This is a genomic window from Legionella sp., assembly GCF_047605385.1.
Taxonomy (GTDB): domain Bacteria; phylum Pseudomonadota; class Gammaproteobacteria; order Legionellales; family Legionellaceae; genus Legionella.
Window position 1 is genome coordinate 40,290 of the sequence record NZ_JASGFU010000007.1, and the last position, 21,570, is coordinate 61,859.

Genomic DNA, 21,570 nt, shown 5'->3' on the forward strand with positions numbered 1-21,570 from the left:
TCGCCCATTATAATAAACATGACCCTGAAATCTTTTGAGGACTTACCCTCGTTAGTTCAAAGTGAACTCTCTCTTAAATTATCGAATCGTGAATTAGCCAATCTTGCTATTACCTTTAAAAAAAATTTTTCTCTATTTAAGCCTTTATACGACGTCCGTAAAGCACATCACTTTTTAAATGAGGTGGCTCGCAGTGCACATGATTCAGTACAATCCATGTTGACTAATCATTTTAATGACTTAAGCTTTATCTTTAAACGAAATAGCGTTATCGATGGCAATGGCCGGCATTTTGAAGCGGTTAGTGGCTTTGGTTATGCGGTTTGGGCTCTAAACTACCGCCTGGGTGAGATGATGCTTAAATCCATTTCCGAAAATAAACCACACAAAACATTATTAGAATTGATGCGTGCTCAATATAATCAAGTAACTGAAAAGGGAATAACTTACACGTTAAACGGAAAAAAATTTACTGAGAAATGGTTTGATGCCTCCCTTTTCCTTGAGAAATTAAAAGAATTTTCTGACCAATTTGATAGCGTTTCACCCCAAGCTAATGAATTAAAATGGAAAGAAATTAATAGATTTATTACACAATGTCCACGCCATCTATTAGAAGAGTTTCGTTTGATAGAAATTAATTATTTATCAAAGTCTTTATGTACTATACGCATGGAAGAAAAGTTGTCTAATAAACGCCATGCTCTTGCATGGATTAAAGGCGAGATAAAATCAGATTATGAGGATATCCGACGAATATTAAGTCCATCGCGTATACTAATCACTCAAATTGAGTGCGCCATTGAACAATGTGTTGGATCTGAACAGGTATCAAACATTAAATCAATGTTTAATTAGCACTAATTTAGTTGGAGAGGCAGTTAAATGAATAAACATGTACTTTATTTGAACGAGAATGGAGATGGTTTCAGTTGTAAGGTATTTGAACATGGTCTATTAGAAAATCAAATCCTAGAAATAAAACAAAGAGCAAAATCATCATCATTAGTAACCGATTTTATGGGGCTTACTAAAAACGGCGAAGATTTTTTCCTGGAGTTTTCTTTTTATAAAGATTTTAAGTTAGCTAAGGAACAAATTAAATACAAAATAAATTGTAATGATGTTCCTGAATGTATAAAACACGCCTTATCCTGTAAAAACCGCAAGGAAGTAGAATCATATATTAATAGCTCATTAATGAAATCTAAATTAAGTTCTAAAGAAAACCAATACCTAATTGAAAACTCTGATGGAACGCAAACAGAAATAGCTTTATGTCATTCTCATTTTCATGAAAAAGAACCTGGATTGAACTGCCATTTTAGCATAAAGGGGCTGCACACGAAGAAACTCCAAAGGAAATGCTTCAATTTGTACAAAATCGCAGCTCATTTTTCTTAAAAAACTATAAAGCAGGCCAAAATTACCAAAATACTTCATGGATTAATCCATCTTGGGTAGTCACTTGTTTAAATTACTATTTAGAAGTTTTTAAAAATAGTCTGGCACATACATTAATCGGTGGTTTTGTATTAGGGATTAAACCGACGAGCTTTTGCGAGGATTTCAATCTAGGATGCAAATCTTCCATAGATCTTGAGAGTAATGAGATAGGTACATCGTTAACTTTCTAGCATTCAAAGTGCATATAGCACAACTCATCGCATAATCATTCTTATGCGATGAATTTTATATTATATCTATTTTCTGAATCTGAGAGGTGCCATGGAGAGATTTACCTCCCGATTATGGCAAATGGCAAAATTGAAAAATCTGTGCTCAATTCAAGGTTAAATCTTGTCTAAAAAAACTTCAGAGACGTTTCCTAATTCAAACCACTGATTAAGTAAGGCAATTAATTCGCCCACACCCTCTTTCTTCAAAGAAGAAAAGGTTTGCACACTGATTAAATGACTGGCTAATTCGTAATACTTACGCACGTTCAGTAGGGTATTTTTTGCTTCACCACGGCTTAATTTATCTGCTTTGGTCAAAAGAATATGCACCGGCAACTCCCGATTTAGCGCCCAATCCACCATCATTTGGTCTAAATCTTTTAAGGGATGGCGTATATCCATTAGCAATACTAAGCCACGTAAACACTGCCTTATTTCTAGATAATGAGCTAAGTGCTTTTGCCACTCTATTTTCACCTGCATAGCCACTTTAGCATAACCATAACCTGGCAGATCAACCAAGCGACGCTGCTCATCAAGCGAAAATAGATTAATTAATTGCGTTCGTCCCGGAGTTTTACTGGTACGTGCTAGTCCTTTAATTCCCGTTAAACAATTTAAAGCACTCGACTTACCAGCATTAGAACGCCCCGCAAAAGCAACTTCATAGCCCAGATCATCAGGTAAGTGCACTACGCGCGCGGCACTTTTTAAAAATACTGCTTTGGAATAAGGATTTTCTAACATGTGATATAATACTTTGGGATTTAGACCAAGGCAGTGTACCATTAGTTCACTAATTTATGTAACATTTGATAAACACCGATGAAAAAATTTGCACTTGCAGTTCTTTTGTGCGCTCCTCTACTCATTTTTGCTCAAAAAAATCCTTCAGCTATTGCTAGTAAAGCACTGGTTTGCGCTGCGTGCCATGGGCAAGAAGGTATTAGTTTCAATTCACAATGGCCAGACTTGGCAGGCCAACATCCTAAATATTTTGTAAAACAATTACAGGATATGAAAGATAAAACTCTGCGTGATGCCCCGACAATGAGTGCCTTAGTTGCTACCTTAAGCACACAAGATATAGATGACTTGGCGATGTATTATGCTAAAATGCCGCTTGCTCAGGGAAGCACTCCCAAGAAATTTTTGCAACGCGGAGAACAACTCTACCGCGGTGGAGACTTTGCCAAAAGGATAACGGCATGTATCGCATGTCATGGTCCTAAAGGAACAGGCAATGCTCAGGCAGGTTTCCCTGTGCTTTCTGGCCAGCATGCAGAATATACCGTAGTGCAATTACTGGCATTTAAAGATGGTAAACGCAAAAATGATTTAAACCATATCATGCAAGACATTAGCAGCCGCATGAGTCAAGAAGATATGGAAGCAGTGGCACATTATATTGAAGGTTTACACTAGGGAATTTAAATATGTTAAAAAAGCTAATTTGTTTCTTCTTATTATTACCCACCATGGCATTAGCCGCAACATTTGTTGAAGGCAAAGATTATCAAATCGTATCAAACCCACAAAGTGTGGATATTAAAGGCAAAGCTCCTTTAATCCAAGAATTTTTTAGTTATGGCTGCCCTTGGTGTTACAAAATTGAAGCCTCATTGACTCAATGGGTTGATAAAATGGGGAAAAGTGTACAATTTGAACGTATTCCCGTGGTTTTTAAACCCAGTTGGGAACTTTATGCCAAAGCTTATTATACTGGTAAGACCTTGGCCATGAATGAGAAATTAACACCACTGCTGTTTAAGACCATTCAAGTTGATCGTAACCTTTTAGAATCGAAACAAAGTATGATTAATTTTTTTGTGACTCAGGGTGTGGATCGCGAAGTAGCCAAAAGTGCCTTTGAAAACTCACCATCGATTGATATGAAAGTACAAACAGGTATGGCACTGATGAGCACTTATCAGATTAATGCAGTGCCTGCTTTTGTAGTGAATAATAAATACAAAACAGATTTGCAGTTGGCTGGAAATCCTGAGCGTTTATTGCAAATTTTGGATTATTTGGTACGTAAATCGTAGGTTGGATTTTGGCCAGGTCCGTCCTTTGTAGATTATTTAAAAATTTAAATAACTTGCGCAAGCGCTCATTCACGTGAACGCTAACGTGAACTGTTTAATTTTTTAAAACAATCCACATAGGACAGACTCCATAGCATTTAGGGTTCTTTCTACTTAAAAGTCAACTAAATATCATAGGCCTATTGGCATAGGTAGGTTGGTGCTAAGCGTAGCCCAACCTACATTATCGGAGTATGTGTTTAATTATTCACTATTACCAGGGTTTTCTAAGCTTAAAATTCCTGTATTAAAATCATAAGCAAATAACTCTGCATATCGCCCCCAATCAATCATCGTACGCAAAACACGTTCTGCTTCTTTTTCACTGAGGTAATCTTCAAGCTTACTTAAGAAGCGCTCTTCAGAGACACGATGCCCGACTTTCTCATCTAAAACACGACTAATATAGCGCGCCAGAGGCACCTTTTCTAATAAACGCTGGGCAAACAAACGCTTTCGTTCTTGTAAATCAGCTTCTGCAAACTGCTTGCCTAACTCGCTTAATTGAATATCCCCTGCGGATACTTTAGCAAAACCTAAAATTTCCAAGGTTTCAAGGATGGGGAAAAGGTCATCGATGTTCATCATCAATTCATCAGCAAGCTCCGGTAAGTCGATGCGCTCTTCAAAAGAGGTCATCGTTTCAACCAAGCCAGTTAATTCAGAAGGTTCTACATCCGGCAAACGATAGCCAAGACCAATTTGACGCTCACGTTGAGCTCGTTTTTCTTTCTCTTTAGGGCCTGTCGTCATCAACGTATAAATTTTATCTACTAAAGCACGAAACTCTGGCGATTCTGGGTCGCGTGGTTGCGGCAAGGTCACTGGTAATTCTGCACGAATATAACCTGGATCATTGCCAAAAATAACAATACGATCCGCTAAAGTAGCTGCTTCTTCAATATTGTGTGTCACCAATAAAATGCCATTAGTATTGGTTTTTCGTTCTTTCCATAACTCCAACAAGTCTGATTTTAAGTTTTCTGCAGTCAATACATCCAAAGCAGAAAAAGGCTCATCCATTAATAAAACATCTGGATTAATCACTAATGCACGCGCAAAACCAACACGCTGGCGCATACCTCCTGACAATTCTTTGGGAAAAGCAGATTCAAAACCGTCAAGACCAATAATATCAATCGCCTCAATCGCGCGGTGCCTGCGCTCTTCACGATTGACACCCTGCGCCTCCAAGCCAAGCTCCACATTTTCTAAAACAGTTAACCAGGGCATCAAAGCGAACGATTGAAATACCATTGCAATTCCTGCAACTGGACGAGTTACTGGCGTACCTCGATACGTAATCGCCCCACTAGAAGGAGGAATCAAACCCGCAATAATACGTAGCAAAGTCGATTTGCCTGATCCCGACTTTCCTAATAAAGCGACAATTTCACCTTCATATAACTTGAAATTAACGTCTTCAAGTACCAACAGTTCCTGTGCCGAAGCCTTTTTAAAGGATTTGCATAAATTTTCCATAGCAATAATAGTTTCAGACATAAGCGGCTCGATGTTCTTGTGATTAATTAAAATTAAACCGTTCTTCTGCTAAACGATATAGTGGGCGCCAAATAAAGTGATTAAAAGTCAGCACGTACAAACACATCATTGCGGTACCTAAAGCAATTTTGGGGAAATCTCCGGTAGTAGTACTTGCCTGGATATACTCACCCAATCCTGTTGCTTTAAGCGTAACATCACCCCAGCTCACCCATTCAGCGACAATACTTGCGTTCCACGCACCACCAGCTGCAGTAATAGCACCGGTGATATAAAAAGGAAAAATACCGGGCAAGGCCAAACGTTTCCACCACAACCATCCTTTTAAGCCAAAATTATCCGCAGCTAAATATAATTCGCGGGGGATAGTAGAAGCACCAGCAATCACATTAAATAAGATATACCATTGAGTGCCAAGAATCATAAGTGGGGTTACCCAAATTTCTACATTTAAGTGAAATTCTACGATAGCAATCACAAATAAAGGATAAAACAAATTCGCAGGAAACGCTGCGACAAACTGAATGACTGGCTGTATTTTTTGGGCAATACGTGGTCGTAAACCAATCCAGACACCAACAGGAATCCAGATTAATGAGCTTAGGGCAATGAGAATAATAACTCGTGCTCCCGTTGCAGCTCCAAGCAAAAATACATGTAAAATATCGCTGACTTTAAGCTCCGCTAAAATAAAGCGTAATAAAAACCAGCCCCCGCTAAAAACACAAATTAAAACAACCATACTCCAAAAGCGGTCTATACGTTTTTGCCGATTGAAATCGATTTCTTTATTGGCCTTGGACTCTCCAAGACGAAACCAACGTGCATTAACAAAACTATCAGTAAATAGGTCGATTACCTCAGCAAAATGTTTCATTAAGCGACTACCACGCATCCAATCCACTAACCAAGATTGATACTCAGACTCATCAGGTGAAGTTTCTGATTTGAATTTTTCAGACCACGCAATTAAGGGGCGAAATAATATTTGATCGTATAAAAAAATTACAATCACCATGGTTAAAATGGCATAACCAACAGCGTGTAAATCGCGCTGTTGGATAGCCAAAGCAATATAGGAACCCACTCCTGGTAAACGAATATTTTGGTGCGCTACGGAAATCGCCTCAGACAAAACCACGAAAAACCAACTGGCGGACATAGAAATCATCATATTCCATAAAAGACTCGACATGGAAAATGGCACTTCCAGCTTCCAAAACCGCTGCCAAGCAGACAGACCAAACATAGAGGAAACTTCTTGTAAATCATGGGGTAATGTTTTTAAAGACTGATAAAAACCAAATGTCATATTCCACACTTGGGCACAAAAAATAGCAAAAATAGAGGCACATTCAGGCCCTAATAAGCTATTAGGGAATAAATGAATGAATCCGGTCACCGTTATAGATAGAAAGCTTAAGACAGGAATGGATTGTAAAATATCAATTGCGGGAATAATCACCTGCTCTGCACGCCGATTCTTTGCCGCGAGCAAACCCACCGTAAATGTAAATAAGATTGAAAAAAATAACGCAATAAACATACGAAGTACCGTACGCAATGCATAAAAAGGAAGATTTTCTGGCGCCAAAGAAATAGGGAGCTGGTCTCCTAACTGATAAGGAGTTGCCATTTGTGACCCGGCCCAACCAAAAAAGAATAATACTGCAAAAATTAAAATAAGAAGCAGCATATCCCAACGGTTGATAAATCGACCTATTCGATCAGGATTAGCAAAGTAGAACCGACTGTTACGCACTATGCCCTCCTAACTTAACTTTGTCGATATAAACCCCATAAGGTAGCATAAAACCTGAATAATCGGTAGTTTTAACACTAAATGATTGTATTTAAACCTTGGATAATGAAAATGGACTCATCCCCTCTTAAGTGAAGTGGTGTTTGAGTCTTTGACTCAAACAATTTATTTGCCCCGGTGAAATTCCGGGGATTTTTTTATTGGTAAAAACTAAGTACACTAGGGTAATGATACGGAATCTTATTCGCGAAGGAGCCATCTTAACTATGAACAAAAAATTGCAATCATTCGCTTTTCTATTATTGTCAGTCTGTTCACAATGGGTTTCAGCAGATCCCGAGCAAGCGCCAATAGCAGTCTGGGTGAATGAAGCCATCGTAGCAACTTACAGTTTTAGTTACAAAAATTATTTACAAGAACAAAAGCAAATTGCCAAATATTTTACTGCCAATGCCTGGATTGCCTATACTAAAGCCTTAAACGATTCCAAACTCCCTGACGCAGTACAAGCAAACCTTTATTATGTCAGTGCAGTAGCTACTGAACCTCCCGTCATTACCCCGATTGATGCCACCCATTGGAAAGCCAACATGAAACTTTTAGTGCTATACCAAAATGCCCAATACAAACAACGGCAAAATTTAAAAGTAACTATTCATTTTACAGTGGCCCCATCTGGTCAAGGCGTACGTGGTTACAGCATTACCAATTTACAGTCGATAGTGACGAGCCCACCCTGCCAATGTCCTATCGAGGATGAAACCGAAACACCATCATCCTCAGCCGCTACACCAGCAGGTGCCAAATAATTACCCCTACCTGACAGAGTATTAATATGCCGATCAACATTAAAATAAAATTTAATTTTTTCGGCATTGCCACATCCAAAGCCGATTGCTCTGGATGATTGGGATTGTAATAAACATCGATTTCATTATTTTCTTTAAAAGCAACCGCGACTTTATACGCAATTTGCCGCGCATATTTGCTGTTAGGATTATTGTGTATGGTATCTAAAAAGAGATAATGCCCCACTAAATCGCGATCATAAACCTGGTATGAATACTCAATTTTTGGCCAAACGCTATGGCCAATGGTGCTCCATTCGCAAGAGGTAATATGCCCTTTAGTTTTGAGCCAAGCTTGGGCTGCGGCTAAAGATTTTCTACTTTGCCAAAAATATCTTAGCAAAATTAAAAGAACAAATAACCAACTTAAATCCAGTATCCACCGCCATATACTTAGCCAAGTCATACTTGATCCTATAATTATCTCTATGTTGTTACAGTATATAGTGGTTTTGTCTGAATAACATGAAACAACGAAGTATTGACGTAGTAAATAATAAAAAGGACTTTTGCCTTTAGAAGAACCTTCACCTGTGATTTAGGCAAGCTCTCAATCGCCTTTAACCCGTATTGAGCACGCAATTTACTCTTAAGATAATTACAAAAAACTCAAAGCTAAATCTCGCAATATTAATCACAATAGGTATAATCATCTTCATCAAAGTGATAAAAAAAGGAGGCACGCAATGATTGCTAAAACCCCACTTCATGCGACTCATTTGGAATGTGGCGCAAAAATGGTTGACTTTCATGGATGGGAGATGCCGCTGCACTACGGTTCTCAATTACAGGAACACCACCAAGTTCGTCGCGATGCGGGTATGTTTGATGTATCTCATATGACCATACTTGATATTCTTGGCGCCGGCGGCCGTCAATTCTTGCGTAAACTCTTAACCAATGACGTAGATCTGCTAGAACATAATGGCAAAGCACTTTATAGCTGCATGTGTAATGAACACGGTGGCATTATTGATGATTTAATTGTTTATCAACGTGCATCTGATAATTATCGCGTAGTTCTTAATTCAGCAACACGCCATGCCGATCTCAACTGGATTCGCAAAATGAGTGAAGGTTTTGCAGTCGGACTACAAGAGCGTCGTGAACTTGCTATGATTGCTGTACAAGGTCCTAATGCCATCACCAAAACGCTAAGCATTCTTAACCCAGCACAAATCGATGCCGTATCAACCTTAACTCATTTTGAATGCGTAGATATTGAACAGTATTTTTTTGCACGTACGGGGTACACTGGTGAAGACGGTCTTGAAATTATTGTGCCACAAGAGCAAATAGTACCACTATGGAATGACCTAAAAAATGCAGGAATTCAACCCTGTGGTTTAGCTGCTCGCGATACATTAAGATTGGAAGCAGGCATGATGTTGTATGGTCAGGATATGGATACGACGACTAGCCCATTAGAATCTGGACTCGGTTGGACTATTAAATGGACACCTGAAGATCGTGATTTTATTGGCATGGGCGCTTTATTTTCACAAAAAAACATGGGCATAAAACACAAAATAGTGGGTTTAACTTTGTTGGACAAAGGCATTATGCGTCATGGACAACGTGTAGTAGTTGAAGGCTATGCCGATGGCCTCATCACCAGTGGCAGCTATTCACCAACCCTGGAGCAATCCATTGCTTTAGCACGTGTTCCTGTAGAAACCGACAAGCAAGTGATGGTGGAGATTCGCGGTAAGCTGGTCCCCGCTACGGTAGGCAAACCACGTTTTGTAAAAAATGGGAAACCAATCTAATCCCTTTTTAATTTCTAATTTAAGTAAGTTAAGGATAAAAATAATGAATGATTTAAAGTTCACTTCAACCCATGAATGGCTCAGAGAAGAGCATGATGAAATTACAGTAGGCATTACCGATCACGCACAGCAACTTTTAGGTGACCTAGTGTTTATCGAACTACCTGAAGTAGGTGATGTAGTCAAGGCTAGCGATGAATTAGGGGTTGTTGAATCCGTAAAAGCAGCTTCTGATTTTTATGCTCCCATTACTGGCACCGTCATCGCAATCAATGAAGCAGTCGTTGAAAATCCAGCTATAGTTAATACAGAGCCGTACGCTGCAGGATGGCTAGTGAAATTAAGACCTAGCGATCGCAGCGAAATTAAGCGCTTATTAGATTTTGACGAGTACCAAAAAGTGATTGCTGAGGAGTAATTATGCCCTATATTCCCCACACCCCTAAAGACACTAAAAACATGCTCGATGCGATTGGCGTTGCTGAGATACAAAGCCTGTTTGATGAGATTCCTGCCTCCTTACACTATGCCGGGTTTCAAGAAATACCTGCAGGCATTAATGAAATGGAACTGCTTAAAGAAGCACAAAAACTAGGTAATCAAAACCGCAATGGAATTTGCTTTCTGGGTGCAGGCAGCTATGAACATCATATCCCTGCAGCAGTGTGGGATATTACCTCGCGTGGAGAGTTTTTAACGGCATATACTCCGTATCAAGCAGAGGCCAGCCAAGGTACTTTACAGTTGCTGTATGAATATCAAACCATGATCTGTGAATTAACTGGCATGGACGTTGCTAATGCATCCATGTATGACGGTGCAACCGCACTTGCTGAAGCGGCATTAATGGCAGTGCGAGTCAACAAACACAGCAAAACAAATCGTATCTTGATTACCGGAGCAACTCATCCATTATATCTGGAAACCATTAAAACCATCCTGAGCAATCAGCATATTGAAGTCATTACCCTTCCCTTTAATGAGCAGCAAGGAATTACTGATCTTTCTACTTTAGCGCATTACAACGGTGAAGACATTACTGCACTTATCATTACCCAACCTAATTTCTTTGGTTGTTTAGAACCTGTAGATCAACTGAGTAACTGGGCCCATGAAAATCAAGTCATTAGCGTCGCCTGCGTCAACCCAACATCTTTGGCTTTGCTCAAACCACCTGGTATTTGGGGTGAGCATGGAGTGGACATCGTTTGTGGTGAAGGGCAACCTTTAGGTGCGCCTATGGCGTCTGGAGGACCTTATTTTGGTTTTTTAAGTACGCGAATGACCCATGTGCGGCAAATGCCAGGGCGAATTATAGGTTGTACCTTAGATAAAGAGGGCAAGAGAGGATTTACGCTTACCTTACAAGCTCGTGAGCAACATATTCGTCGTGCTAAAGCAACATCTAATATTTGTACAAACCAAGGTCTATTAGTCACTGCAGCAACCATTTACATGAGTCTGCTTGGCGCTGAGGGGCTCTATCAAGTCGCTAGCCAATGCCATCAAAATACTCATGAATTAGTAGCCCAATTAACGCAAATTAAAGGAGTAGAATTAGTCTTTAGTGCGCCTTATTTTCATGAAGCCTTGCTCAAACTACCACGTCCAGTTGATGAAGTATTAAAACAACTCGCAGATGCAGGCATTACAGGTGGTTTGGCTGCAGCAACTTATTATCCACAACTGCAAAATACCTTATTAGTCTGTGCTACTGAAATGCGTACTGCTGAAGATATTGCGCTTTATACCAAAACCTTGAAATTAATTATGAGTTAATGAGGTATTTAATGTTTATCATCAAACTAAATTATTTAGCCCCCACTGACGAAATTGATAAATACTTAAATGCTCATAGAGAGTTTCTTGATTATTATTACAAGCAAGATTTATTTATCGCGTCAGGCCCCATGAAGCCACGTACTGGTGGTATTATTATTGCCACGACTAATGATCGTGACTATTTGGAAAACATTTTTAAGAGAGATCCCTATTACTTGGCAGAAATTGCTGAGTACGAATTTATTGAATTTACTCCAGTAAAACACCGCGATGAGATCAAAAACCTCATTCAGAAGATGGAAGGCAAATTATGTTGATTTTTGAATTATCCCAAGAGCATCGCCGGGCATCTGCACAAGCCCCCCAAATTACTCATAGCAAATATGCAATTCCTGCAGAGCTCCAGCGAAAAACACCTCCTCGTATGCCAGCCTGTTCTGAATTACAAGTAGTGCGTCATTTTACGCGCTTATCTCATAAAAACTTTGCAATTGACAGTAATTTTTATCCTTTAGGTTCATGTACCATGAAGTACAACCCTCGTGGAGTACATAAAGCGGCATCCATATCTGCTTTTCTCAATCGCCATCCCCTAACACCCGAACAAGATAGCCAAGGATTTTTAGAACCATTGTATCGTTTGCAAGAGTATATTGCAGAAATCACGGGTATGGCTGCTGTATCTTTAACGCCAATGGCAGGCTCTCAAGGTGAATTTGCTGGCGTAGCAATGATTAAAGCATACCATCAATCACGAGGTGATACAGCACGCAATGAAATGCTCATTCCTGATGCGGCACATGGTACTAATCCTGCGTCCGCCGTTATGTGTGGCTTTAAAATTGTTGAAATCGCTACCGCTTCTGATGGTGATATCGATCTGAATGAATTAAAAAGCAAATTAGGCCCTAAAACAGCGGGCATTATGCTCACTAATCCTTCTACTTTGGGATTATTTATGCGACAAATCAAAGAAATTGCCGCTTTAGTACATCAGGCCGGTGGCTTGCTTTATTATGATGGTGCAAACCTCAATGCCATTTTGGGTAAAGTACGGCCTGGGGATATGGGCTTTGACGTGATGCATTTAAACCTGCATAAAACCTTTGCGACACCTCACGGTGGCGGTGGCCCAGGTGCTGGCCCAGTTGCGGTAGGTAAACGCTTACTGCCGTTTATCCCGCTACCCGTAGTGAAAAAAACCGCCACAGGATTCCAATGGGCCACCCATCAGGATTACCCTCAAAGTATTGGCCGATTATCCTGTTTCATGGGTAATGCAGGTATCTTATTACGTGCCTATTTTTACATTCGCATGTTAGGTAAAGCCGGTTTGCTGCGCGTGTCCGAATACGCCACACTCAATGCCAACTACCTATTAAATGAATTAACTCAAGCAGGTTTTACCGTTGCCTATCCTAAACGTCGTGCATCGCATGAATTTATTATCACCTTAAGCCCAGAAAAGAAAACTTATGGAGTAACCGCAATGGATTTGGCAAAACGCTTGTTAGATTATCGCATCCATGCACCAACAACCTATTTCCCTTTATTGATTCCCGAATGCTTATTGATTGAGCCGACAGAAACAGAAAGCAAAGAAGAACTGGATAATTTTGTGCAGGTCATGAAAACCATCAGGCAAGAAGCTGCAGATAATCCACAAATATTGAAAGATGCACCTCATACACTACCGGTGAAACGTTTGGATGATGTGAAGGCGGCTCGGGAATTGGATTTAAATTATTTCGCGCGTCAAGAGAAGGCTTTAGGTTCATAGCTCATTATGGACATTTACTTCGGAATAAAAAAATAGCATGGTACGTGAGCATGAGCGCGGCCATGCCGATGTAAGAATTTGACGTTACGTTAATATCGTAAGATTTTAGACCGTATTTTTATAAATCCATTCTCTTAATTCATCTTCCAAAATTCGACCATTCGCTAAGAGCATAAATATATTAATCTTATCTTGTGGTGAAGCATGTACATCTTTACCATTAAGTTTTAAAAATAACCGCATTATTACAAAAGCCACTCGTTTATTTCCATCAATAAATGGATGATTGGCACATATTCTTGCAGCATATGCTGCAGCTAAACCATATAAATCACTTTTTTGATATTGCCATAAATTTTTTGGATGATTAAGCGCTGATTGCAACAAGCCTATATCTCTAATACCATATTCTCCACCATGCTCTTTCATTTGTTGCTCGTAAATTTTTAACACAACTGATTCTAGTATCCATTGTGGTTCTTTCATAAATGTTTGCTCATCACTTCATTATTATCATCTGAATTTGCATCATTTTTGTCCGATTTTAAACCCTGACCTAATACACGAAGGACGATTCTATCTTCTTTCATAATTTGTTCAGCCAACATCATTTGTTCTATAAAATCTTGATCATAAGGCGATAATTCATATCCATTATTCGTTTCAACCAAATAGAGATAATCTCCTTTTTCAACATTTAAATGACTTAATACTTCTTTAGGAAAAGTGATTCCTACTGAGTTTCCAACTGTAGTGATTTTTACTTTTAACATAATTGTTCTCGCGATAAGCGCCTAAGAAAATTATAACAAACGTTATAATTTAATTCCAGTTTAAAATAGAATATAGCAGGAATTCTTACATTGGAATTATTGCAAATTTGCGCTATTATTTTCCTCCTTTTGAATATAGAAACGCTATCAACATGCACACTGCCATCATCATTCCCGCGCGCTATGCATCAACTCGTTTACCAGGTAAACCACTCATTATGATTCATGGACAAACGATGTTACAGCGAGTCGTTCAACTGTCACGTGCAGCTATTGTGGGCTTAGATAATGTATCCGTCATTGTAGCAACAGACGATGATCGCATTAGCAAACATTGCCAAGAAATCGGTGTGGATTGGGTAATGACTTCCACTGAAGCCTTAACAGGCACTGATCGGGTGGCAGAAGCAGTTCGTCAATTACCGTCACCTCCAGACTTCATTTTAAATATGCAAGGTGATGCCCCATTAACTCCACCTGATTTCTTACGTGCGATGATTGATGCTTTTGCTACAGCACCTTGTGATGTAGTCACCCCGGTAACACAATTAAACTGGGCACAATTAGATACCCTACGACAAAATAAATTAAGCACCCCATTTAGTGGCACCACAGCGGTTTTTAATCAACAGACTGGGCAAGCCTATTGGTTTAGCAAAAATATTATTCCTGCACTGCGTAAAGAAAAAGAATTACGCCAACAATCAGAAGAAAGTCCCATTTTTCGTCATATTGGGCTTTATGGTTATTCATTCGCCATGCTCGAACAATTCTTGACACTTCTTCCCGAAAGTACCTACGAACAAATGGAAGGTCTAGAGCAATTACGCATTCTAGAGCATGGATATACTATTCGCTGCGTCCCTGTTGATTATAAAGGCCGCGCCAGTATGTCTGGGATAGATAGTCCAGAAGATGTCGTCCGCGCTGAAACCTTAATTGTTCAACACGGTGAATTATTGCCGTTAACCAAAGAGATTTAAGTTATCATGACTACAAGATTATTGATCGCACGACACGGTAATACTTTTACAGCAGGTGATGTCGTTCGCCGTGTTGGCACAACAGATTTACCTCTGGTCGACAGCGGTTTAGCGCAAGGAGGTGCTCTAGGCGCTTATCTTAAACAACATCAACTTATTCCAGATGTTATTTTTACCTCTAAACTCAAACGCGCCATTCAAACAGCAGAAAAAGCACAAGAATACATGGGCACACAACTACCTATAGAAACCTTGTCTATTTTTAATGAAATTGATTATGGCCCTGATGAAAATCAACCCGAAGAGCAAGTAGTCGCACGTCTAGGTAAAGAGACATTAAATGCTTGGGAAGCACAAGCAATTGTTCCTACTGGATGGAAGGTTAATCCTCAAGAAATTATTAACCATTGGCACCACTTTGCCAAACGTTTATGCAGTGAATTTGCAGGAAAAACTTGCTTGGTCGTTACCAGCAATGGTATTGCTCGCTTCGCACCTCATCTTACTGGTGATTTTACTGCATTTAGTACACAGCATAGCATTAAAATCGCTACCGGTGCCTTCTGCCTTTTTGAGAATGAAGCAGCAGAAAAACCATGGCATTGTCTGGCTTGGAATATCAAACCACTCAAAATCGCTTAGCAAATATGTTGCAGTGCATCCAAAAATATTGATGCACTGAAGATAAATTGCTTAGCCTACATGAGCAAATTGACGATCGCTAAGATGAATAGAGCGTTTCACCTTCTCATCCATTTCAGGAGGTGTACATGGTTTAAAAGCGTCTTTGACGGTAGTCAAGTCTAGTTTAAATTGCGAAATATCATTCTCTAAATAGCCGTCAATATTTCTAAATGTCAAATATTTATCGGTAGCAAACTCCAAGCAATCCGCCATAGTTTCATCTTGGCAAATCGAAAACTTAATTAAATGCTCTTCATGAAAAGGAATTTGGCTTTTGCGGGCTAAAAGCTGCTCTAAATAAAAAGGCTCATTAGTCCCTGCACACATATAAGAACCCGTGTGGAATTGATTATTTACATACTCTGCTGCTTTGATAAAACGCCCCTCTCCTGGTTGCAAACCAGAAAGGACAATTTTATGAGTTGTTCCCTTAACATATTGTGCACTTTCCGCAGTGATAACACTGGCTAAAATCAAACCTATGAATAAAGCTATTCTGTTCATTCGTTCCTGACTCCTAATTTAAATATTCCAGAGGTCACAAGGACTAACTACTTCATTTAACAGCAAAAAATCATCTCTTTGCAAATACAGCCCTACATTATACCCTATTTTGTACAAATAGAGGAAAATAATTTATAAAATACTTACCATTTTGACTGAAAATAACATAAATAGCGACAGTTTTGCTACACTATAATTTTGTTTTAAAGATAACTAACACCAAACTACCGCCGTCCATGGGACGTTTAGCTTAGTAGTACCGATGAATATTGCCCTGACTGAAGCCCCTATACGATTCATTGCCTTTGTCTATTAAGGCAAACTGGCAAACAAATGCAATTGTAAATTCAAGAGAAATCCATGTTTCATGCAATACTCAGCAGCATATTCATGGTTACGTTGATTACGTCTTAAATCTAAAAGCTCAGGCTCCCAAAAACTTACCACTTCATTAATATCTGATCGTTCCTCTAGAGTTAAATCACATCCAGTATCACGTATTTTTTTAACCCGTTGTGGTTCTTTTTGGTAAATAGTCATCGGGCTAATAAAAATTGTTTTGCCAGTCTGTGCTGCCCACTCATGTGCCCAAAGAGGAATTTCACTATACGGAGAATATTGTGCATTTTCAGGAGCAGACATTACAAATTTTAAAAAATCAGCACGTGCAAGCATCGCACTATTTGGTTTTAAATAACGTTGTGCCACTCCTTCTTTTTCCAAACATTTGGGACTCACGACCAACGTAGTTTCTTTAGGCATATCAGCTAAAACCAAAGTGCCATTAGATTCAATTTGCGTTTGTTGAAAATAATCCTGAGCCTGCCTTAAAAAGGCGGATAAAGATGCCTGCAGAGAAGGCTCTCCCCCTGTGATCACTAATATTATTTTTTTTGCTTTACCTTGCGCCCATGCTGGAACCTGCATCGCTCGACGAGTAAAAAAGTCAGCGATTACTTCGTTTGCTTCAGCCAATAAAGAAGAAAAACTCCGCCATTCACCGGCATCAAAATAGGTATCGCAAAAAGAGCACGCTAAGTTACATTTGGCCAAACGAATAAAATAAGCTGGATGCCCACGATAAGGCCCCTCGCCTTGTAAAGTAAAAAAACGGCTAGTGACAAAAAGTTCCTCGGGTTTTGCTTCTTTAAAAAAAGCTTTACCGATGATTTTATTGGTGCCAAACATTGAAAAGAAATGCCCTGAAAATGAATGAGCAGAAATTGTACCATATATTCTGCGTGTGCACAGATTTTACATTTTATTTTTTGCTGTCCTATCTGACGAAAAAAATATAAACCCCACATGCAGCATGGATTATCTCCTCTTTTTATGGCTTTATTTGATCGTAAATCTTCCATTATGCCAATTTGTTGGTAATCAAATGATTTCAATTCAAAAAATACTTTGCGATTCAAAAAAAATACGCTATAACTCTTTTTATCTGGTTCAGGGATTGATAGATCAGATGTGAGGGCAGCATTTGATTTGCGTAGTGCTGGATAATGTTTTTTCACGGAGTGAGAAAATGAACAGTAAAGTATTTTCACAGCGCTTCAATCGCGAGTTGGCTACATTAGGTTTTCCTGAAGAGTTGTCTGAAAAAATCAAAGCTGTATCCAAGGTATTTGATGTATCTCGCCATTTGGCGAATTCATTAATCTTTGGCCACGTACTTCCAGGAAAAGAACAACTGGATAGAATTGCGGCGATTTTAGAAGTATGCCCATTATGGTTAAGTGGCACAACCGATCGGAAGAAAGCCTATTCTAGTCGTGAAACAGCTGACAGCGAGTCATAACATTATGATCGCAAGAACGTTGGGTGGAAATAACGAAACCCAACGCTCACACGCACCCCAAAAAGCTTTATAAATAGTTCAATTTGAGATAAACACTAGAAATATTGTATAATCAGTTTGCTACTGTATTTGAATTCGGGTGTGCCCTCATTCACAACAGATTTGTTTGCCTTCAGAGCCCTCTCTTTGCAAACACCACATTTTTATTGCAGGTTACTACTATCATGGAATGTTTAAGCTTTTGTATTGCTAAATCAATTGATTTAACACGCGTAGACAATTATTTTAAAAATAATGCCTCTGAATTTAATTCGTTAAAAACACGAGAGGTGATTAAACTCACAGATAACGCCGATAGAAACAATACTATTTTCGTGTTTAGAAACGGCACTGTCGTATCATGGGGTATTAAACGTTATCGTATTAATGACCATTTGAACACGCTAAAGCAAATGATTGACAAGCCAGTAAACATCTTGGTTCATGATGAGTTTCATTTCCAACAAGGCGATAAAACCACCATAGAACCGCATGATTATTTTGACGTAGATTGCTTAACCATTGAAGATGACAGTGATGAGCTCAAATTGAGTTTATCTTACGGATTTTCACAGTCAGTGAAACTTCAGTATTTTGAAACCATCATTGAAATCTTAATTGAAAAATACAATCCGATGATCCAAAACTTATCCCACTCAGGAGAAATGGAAATCAGTCGCACCCAGATTCAACAAATCATTGGTGAAATTTTAGGTGCTAAAAGTGAAATGAACTTAATCAGTAATTTCCTCTATCATCCTAAATATTTCTGGCAACATCCAACTTTGGAACAGCATTTTTCCATGCTGGAGCGTTATTTGCATATTCAACGTCGAGTCAATGCAATAAATCATCGTCTAGATACGCTTAATGAGATTTTTGAAATGTTTAACGGCTATCTGGATAATCGCCACGGCCATAACTTGGAAATTATTATTATTGTATTAATTATCATGGAAATTGTGGTTGCAGTGTTAAATCTACACTTTTAATTAGAGTCCACCTTAAATTGTGAGCGATGTGTGCTATTCTTAAAAAAATAAATTTTTTTAAAATCGATTATGCTGAGCACAACAAATCAATTAAAAGAACAGCAGCTCCACGATCTAGAACAGCTTAAAGCCATCTGCAAAAAAGCAGATAACAGTGTTCCCAATTTATACATGCATTTACTGGTACAGCAAAGAAGCTTACCCACCATCGGTTTATATTATGAAAAAGATCAACTTCTGGGCTTTTTAAGCGTTTATTTCTTTTATGATGATGCAGTAGAAGTGGCATTGCTGGTGCATCCTGAAACACGCCATCAAGGAATTGCCAAGAAATTACTGCAAAATATGCTGCCACTAATTCAAGAGCATAATTATTATAAGTTAATTTTTTCAAGCCCCGCTCGTTTAAATGATCGATGGTTGCCAATACATGGATTTACTTACCGTCATAGTGAGTATTACATGGAGCGTCATGATTTAAATCCTTTGCTGGATTTACGTAAACAACTTAGCTTTCGCATAGCAACCTTTGAGGATATTGCACAATTATGTTTATTAGATGAAGCCTGTTTTCATAAAACTCAAAGTGAACTAGAGCCTCGTTTCCAACACATTCTCAGTGAACGTAATTATCAAATCGTCCTCGCGTTTGAGCAACAAAAGCTGGTGGGTAAAGCTCATTTGCGCTGGCAAAAACATGGGGCGACGCTGTCTGACATCGCTGTTTTCCCACAAAAACAAGGTCAAGGTATTGGAACTGCATTAATTACTTATTGCATTAATTATGCCTTAAGCGAAGGCAAACCTGAGCTTAATTTAGATGTAGAAACACATAATAAAAAAGCTCTGGAACTCTATACGCGCTTGGGATTCTTAACCCAGAATGCCTGTGATTATTGGATAATTGATTTCACTGAACTTCAGTCTTTGGTGCAACGAGGGTCATGACAAAATTGCAAACTTATTACGAGTGAGCCCTAGTGAAACTGTGCAAACCGTACTGACCACTTAACTTAACGAGATACAAATATATCAGATTAGCTTTCTTCTTTTATGCCACAAAGCCGAACAAGTCGCAGGACGTAGGCAAACAACCATATTTCTTAATGGCAATGCGCTTCGGTTTTCAACCTTTCTTGGCGTGAAGTAAATTTCATTTGCACTGTTACAGCTTGACAATGTTTAAACCACACCTTTAGTATTAGCCGGAAAAACGCTTCTTTTATAAAGGAAAAGGAATGAAAAAAAGAGTGGTAATAACCGGGATGGAGATCACATCCTCTATAGGGACGGGGTTAGAAAAATTCTGGAGCGCTGCAAGTCAAGGCCAGTGCGGTATTAAACGTATACAAAACTATGATCCTTCTCCCTACCCCACACAAATTGGTGGCGAAATAACCGATCTCTGTTTGGATAATCTCCCACAATTTAATAAAAATAAACGTTATCCTCGCGCCGCGCAATATGCTCTTTATTGCGCGCATCATGCGCTGCAGCAATCAGGACTCACTAGTAAAGAATTAGAAGAAGCAGGTACTTACATGGGTACAGGCATGGGTGGCTATTCTGAAGTAGAAACCATACTCAAAGTGATGTATAACGAAAATTGGAAAAAAGTCCCAGCCTTAAGTGTTTTACGGCTAATGCCCAATTCTGTTTCCAATCATATTGCCATTGAATTTGGTCTTGGGGGTCCTAACTCTACAATTTCTAATGCATGTATTTCTTCTGCAGAAGCGATTGGTTTAGCATTCCAACACATTTCTCAAGGACGACTATCAGTAGCACTTTGTGGTGGAGCTGAGTCGCTACTTTGGGAATCAGTGATGGCTACATGGTGTAAGCTAAAAGTCATGTCAACAAATAATGAACATCCGACGAAAGCCTGCCGCCCTTTTGATCTACACCGTGATGGAATGGTCATTGCGGACGGAGCCGGAGTATTGATCCTGGAAGAATTGCATCATGCAAAAGCTCGAGGAGCAACCATTTATGCAGAAATTATAGGGTTTGGCGCAAGCTGTGATGCCTTTCATGTCACTGCGCCTAGCTCCAAGGGGCAGCAACGTGCCATTTTAGCTGCTTTAGACAATGCCAAAGTGTCGGCCAATGACATTCATTACATCAATGCCCATGGTACCGGCACCCAGTTAAATGACAGTACAGAAACGCAAACCATTAAAGCTGTATTTGGTGCTCGTGCTTATGAGATTCCTATCACAGCGCAAAAAGCAATGACTGGCCACACTATTGGTGCAGCAGGAGCAATGGAAATCATTGCAACGGCATTATGCTTGCAAAATAGTTTAATATTACCAACCATTAATTTGGAAACGCCCGACCCTAACTGTGATTTGGATTACGTGCCCAATATGGCACGCACAAAGCCCATTCACATTGCCTTATCCAATCATTTTGCTTTTGGTGGTGGCAATGCTGCTTTAGTGCTGAGCAAATATATAAACTAAGAGTGAAATACGTAATATCCCATTGCAGCCTTCAGTAAATTTGACTTGAAAACAGCATTCACTCACATCACAAGCTCTTAGTTTGCTCCATATTTCGACTATAATAAAGTTGATGG

Annotated in this window: 24 protein-coding genes; 16 read left to right on the forward strand and 8 right to left on the reverse strand. The window is 39.2% G+C overall.

Going from position 1 to position 21,570, the window contains the following annotated elements; translation table 11 throughout:
• Nucleotides 1–18 precede the first annotated feature (18 nt).
• Both QM652_RS02970 and QM652_RS02975 read left to right on the forward strand, forming a co-directional pair.
• Nucleotides 19–858, forward strand: a complete 840-nt coding sequence (locus QM652_RS02970) for a hypothetical protein (protein ID WP_415072721.1) — start codon at nt 19–21, stop codon at nt 856–858.
• 27 nt (nt 859–885) lie between these two features.
• On the forward strand, nt 886–1,404 hold the full coding sequence (locus tag QM652_RS02975; protein ID WP_415072723.1) for a hypothetical protein: 519 nt from the start codon (nt 886–888) through the stop codon (nt 1,402–1,404).
• 389 nt (nt 1,405–1,793) lie between these two features.
• Here QM652_RS02975 and yihA read toward each other — a convergent pair whose 3' ends face one another.
• Complete coding sequence (gene yihA, locus QM652_RS02980; RefSeq protein ID WP_415072725.1) at nt 1,794–2,426, reverse strand: ribosome biogenesis GTP-binding protein YihA/YsxC; 633 nt, start codon at nt 2,424–2,426, stop codon at nt 1,794–1,796.
• A gap of 78 nt (nt 2,427–2,504) precedes the next feature.
• Between yihA and QM652_RS02985 the strand changes: the two genes are divergently transcribed.
• Nucleotides 2,505–3,104: a c-type cytochrome gene (locus QM652_RS02985; protein ID WP_415072727.1), complete on the forward strand. Its 600-nt coding sequence runs from the start codon at nt 2,505–2,507 to the stop codon at nt 3,102–3,104.
• An 11-nt stretch (nt 3,105–3,115) separates the two neighbouring features.
• Nucleotides 3,116–3,727, forward strand: a complete 612-nt coding sequence (locus tag QM652_RS02990) for a thiol:disulfide interchange protein DsbA/DsbL (protein ID WP_415072729.1) — start codon at nt 3,116–3,118, stop codon at nt 3,725–3,727.
• Between the two features lie 243 nt (nt 3,728–3,970).
• Here QM652_RS02990 and QM652_RS02995 read toward each other — a convergent pair whose 3' ends face one another.
• Together QM652_RS02995 and QM652_RS03000 are read right to left on the reverse strand one after the other, a co-directional pair.
• Nucleotides 3,971–5,269 (reverse strand): AAA-associated domain-containing protein, encoded by a 1,299-nt coding sequence (locus tag QM652_RS02995; RefSeq protein WP_415072731.1) that lies wholly within the window; start codon nt 5,267–5,269, stop codon nt 3,971–3,973.
• Nucleotides 5,270–5,291: 22 nt separating this feature from the next.
• Nucleotides 5,292–7,031, reverse strand: coding sequence for an ABC transporter permease (locus QM652_RS03000; RefSeq protein ID WP_415072733.1), 1,740 nt, complete (start codon nt 7,029–7,031; stop codon nt 5,292–5,294).
• A gap of 266 nt (nt 7,032–7,297) precedes the next feature.
• Between QM652_RS03000 and QM652_RS03005 the strand changes: the two genes are divergently transcribed.
• Nucleotides 7,298–7,840 carry a DotI/IcmL family type IV secretion protein gene (locus tag QM652_RS03005; RefSeq protein WP_415072735.1) on the forward strand — a complete coding sequence of 181 codons (543 nt, stop codon included), beginning with the start codon at nt 7,298–7,300 and terminating at the stop codon, nt 7,838–7,840.
• Here the strand turns inward: QM652_RS03005 and QM652_RS03010 are convergent.
• Nucleotides 7,818–8,285: a DUF3592 domain-containing protein gene (locus QM652_RS03010; protein ID WP_415072737.1), complete on the reverse strand. Its 468-nt coding sequence runs from the start codon at nt 8,283–8,285 to the stop codon at nt 7,818–7,820. The genes QM652_RS03005 and QM652_RS03010 overlap by 23 nt on opposite strands.
• Nucleotides 8,286–8,565: 280 nt before the next feature.
• Between QM652_RS03010 and gcvT the strand changes: the two genes are divergently transcribed.
• The 5 genes from gcvT to gcvPB are packed head-to-tail and all read left to right on the forward strand — an operon-like array spanning nt 8,566 to nt 13,210.
• Nucleotides 8,566–9,648, forward strand: coding sequence for a glycine cleavage system aminomethyltransferase GcvT (gene gcvT, locus QM652_RS03015; protein WP_415072739.1), 1,083 nt, complete (start codon nt 8,566–8,568; stop codon nt 9,646–9,648).
• A gap of 43 nt (nt 9,649–9,691) precedes the next feature.
• A complete protein-coding gene (gcvH, locus tag QM652_RS03020) occupies nt 9,692–10,066 on the forward strand; it encodes a glycine cleavage system protein GcvH (protein WP_415072741.1) in 375 nt (124 codons plus the stop codon).
• Nucleotides 10,067–10,068: 2 nt separating this feature from the next.
• Nucleotides 10,069–11,427 carry an aminomethyl-transferring glycine dehydrogenase subunit GcvPA gene (gene gcvPA, locus QM652_RS03025; protein WP_415072743.1) on the forward strand — a complete coding sequence of 453 codons (1,359 nt, stop codon included), beginning with the start codon at nt 10,069–10,071 and terminating at the stop codon, nt 11,425–11,427.
• 11 nt (nt 11,428–11,438) lie between these two features.
• Nucleotides 11,439–11,747: a YciI family protein gene (locus tag QM652_RS03030; protein WP_415072745.1), complete on the forward strand. Its 309-nt coding sequence runs from the start codon at nt 11,439–11,441 to the stop codon at nt 11,745–11,747.
• Nucleotides 11,741–13,210 (forward strand): aminomethyl-transferring glycine dehydrogenase subunit GcvPB, encoded by a 1,470-nt coding sequence (gene gcvPB, locus QM652_RS03035; protein ID WP_415072747.1) that lies wholly within the window; start codon nt 11,741–11,743, stop codon nt 13,208–13,210. The genes QM652_RS03030 and gcvPB overlap by 7 nt, the downstream gene beginning before the upstream one ends.
• A gap of 105 nt (nt 13,211–13,315) precedes the next feature.
• Here the strand turns inward: gcvPB and QM652_RS03040 are convergent, their stop codons facing one another.
• Together QM652_RS03040 and QM652_RS03045 are read right to left on the reverse strand one after the other, a co-directional pair.
• The gene (locus QM652_RS03040) at nt 13,316–13,696 is read right to left on the reverse strand and encodes a type II toxin-antitoxin system death-on-curing family toxin (protein ID WP_415072749.1); all 381 of its coding nucleotides are present in this window, start codon (nt 13,694–13,696) and stop codon (nt 13,316–13,318) included.
• Nucleotides 13,693–13,983: an AbrB/MazE/SpoVT family DNA-binding domain-containing protein gene (locus QM652_RS03045; protein WP_415072751.1), complete on the reverse strand. Its 291-nt coding sequence runs from the start codon at nt 13,981–13,983 to the stop codon at nt 13,693–13,695. Before QM652_RS03045 ends, QM652_RS03040 begins: the two co-directional genes overlap by 4 nt.
• 152 nt (nt 13,984–14,135) lie before the next feature.
• Between QM652_RS03045 and QM652_RS03050 the strand changes: the two genes are divergently transcribed.
• Nucleotides 14,136–14,966 carry a 3-deoxy-manno-octulosonate cytidylyltransferase gene (locus tag QM652_RS03050; protein WP_415072753.1) on the forward strand — a complete coding sequence of 277 codons (831 nt, stop codon included), beginning with the start codon at nt 14,136–14,138 and terminating at the stop codon, nt 14,964–14,966.
• A 6-nt stretch (nt 14,967–14,972) separates the two neighbouring features.
• Complete coding sequence (locus QM652_RS03055) at nt 14,973–15,608, forward strand: histidine phosphatase family protein (RefSeq protein ID WP_415072755.1); 636 nt, start codon at nt 14,973–14,975, stop codon at nt 15,606–15,608.
• Nucleotides 15,609–15,659: 51 nt separating this feature from the next.
• On the opposite strand, the gene QM652_RS03060 is transcribed toward QM652_RS03055, so the two are convergent.
• Nucleotides 15,660–16,154, reverse strand: a complete 495-nt coding sequence (locus QM652_RS03060) for a hypothetical protein (RefSeq protein WP_415072757.1) — start codon at nt 16,152–16,154, stop codon at nt 15,660–15,662.
• 312 nt (nt 16,155–16,466) lie between these two features.
• A complete protein-coding gene (locus QM652_RS03065) occupies nt 16,467–17,342 on the reverse strand; it encodes a 7-carboxy-7-deazaguanine synthase QueE (protein ID WP_415072759.1) in 876 nt (291 codons plus the stop codon).
• Nucleotides 17,343–17,682: 340 nt separating this feature from the next.
• Here QM652_RS03065 and QM652_RS03070 point away from each other — a divergent pair, with 340 nt between their 5' ends.
• The 4 genes from QM652_RS03070 (at nt 17,683) to QM652_RS03085 (ending at nt 21,454) form a co-directional block, all read left to right on the forward strand.
• Nucleotides 17,683–17,955, forward strand: a complete 273-nt coding sequence (locus QM652_RS03070; RefSeq protein ID WP_415072761.1) for a hypothetical protein — start codon at nt 17,683–17,685, stop codon at nt 17,953–17,955.
• A gap of 224 nt (nt 17,956–18,179) precedes the next feature.
• Nucleotides 18,180–18,986 carry an RMD1 family protein gene (locus QM652_RS03075; RefSeq protein WP_415072763.1) on the forward strand — a complete coding sequence of 269 codons (807 nt, stop codon included), beginning with the start codon at nt 18,180–18,182 and terminating at the stop codon, nt 18,984–18,986.
• A gap of 69 nt (nt 18,987–19,055) precedes the next feature.
• Complete coding sequence (locus QM652_RS03080; protein WP_415072765.1) at nt 19,056–19,934, forward strand: GNAT family N-acetyltransferase; 879 nt, start codon at nt 19,056–19,058, stop codon at nt 19,932–19,934.
• A 290-nt stretch (nt 19,935–20,224) separates the two neighbouring features.
• Nucleotides 20,225–21,454, forward strand: coding sequence for a beta-ketoacyl-[acyl-carrier-protein] synthase family protein (locus QM652_RS03085; RefSeq protein ID WP_415072767.1), 1,230 nt, complete (start codon nt 20,225–20,227; stop codon nt 21,452–21,454).
• Nucleotides 21,455–21,570 lie beyond the last annotated feature (116 nt).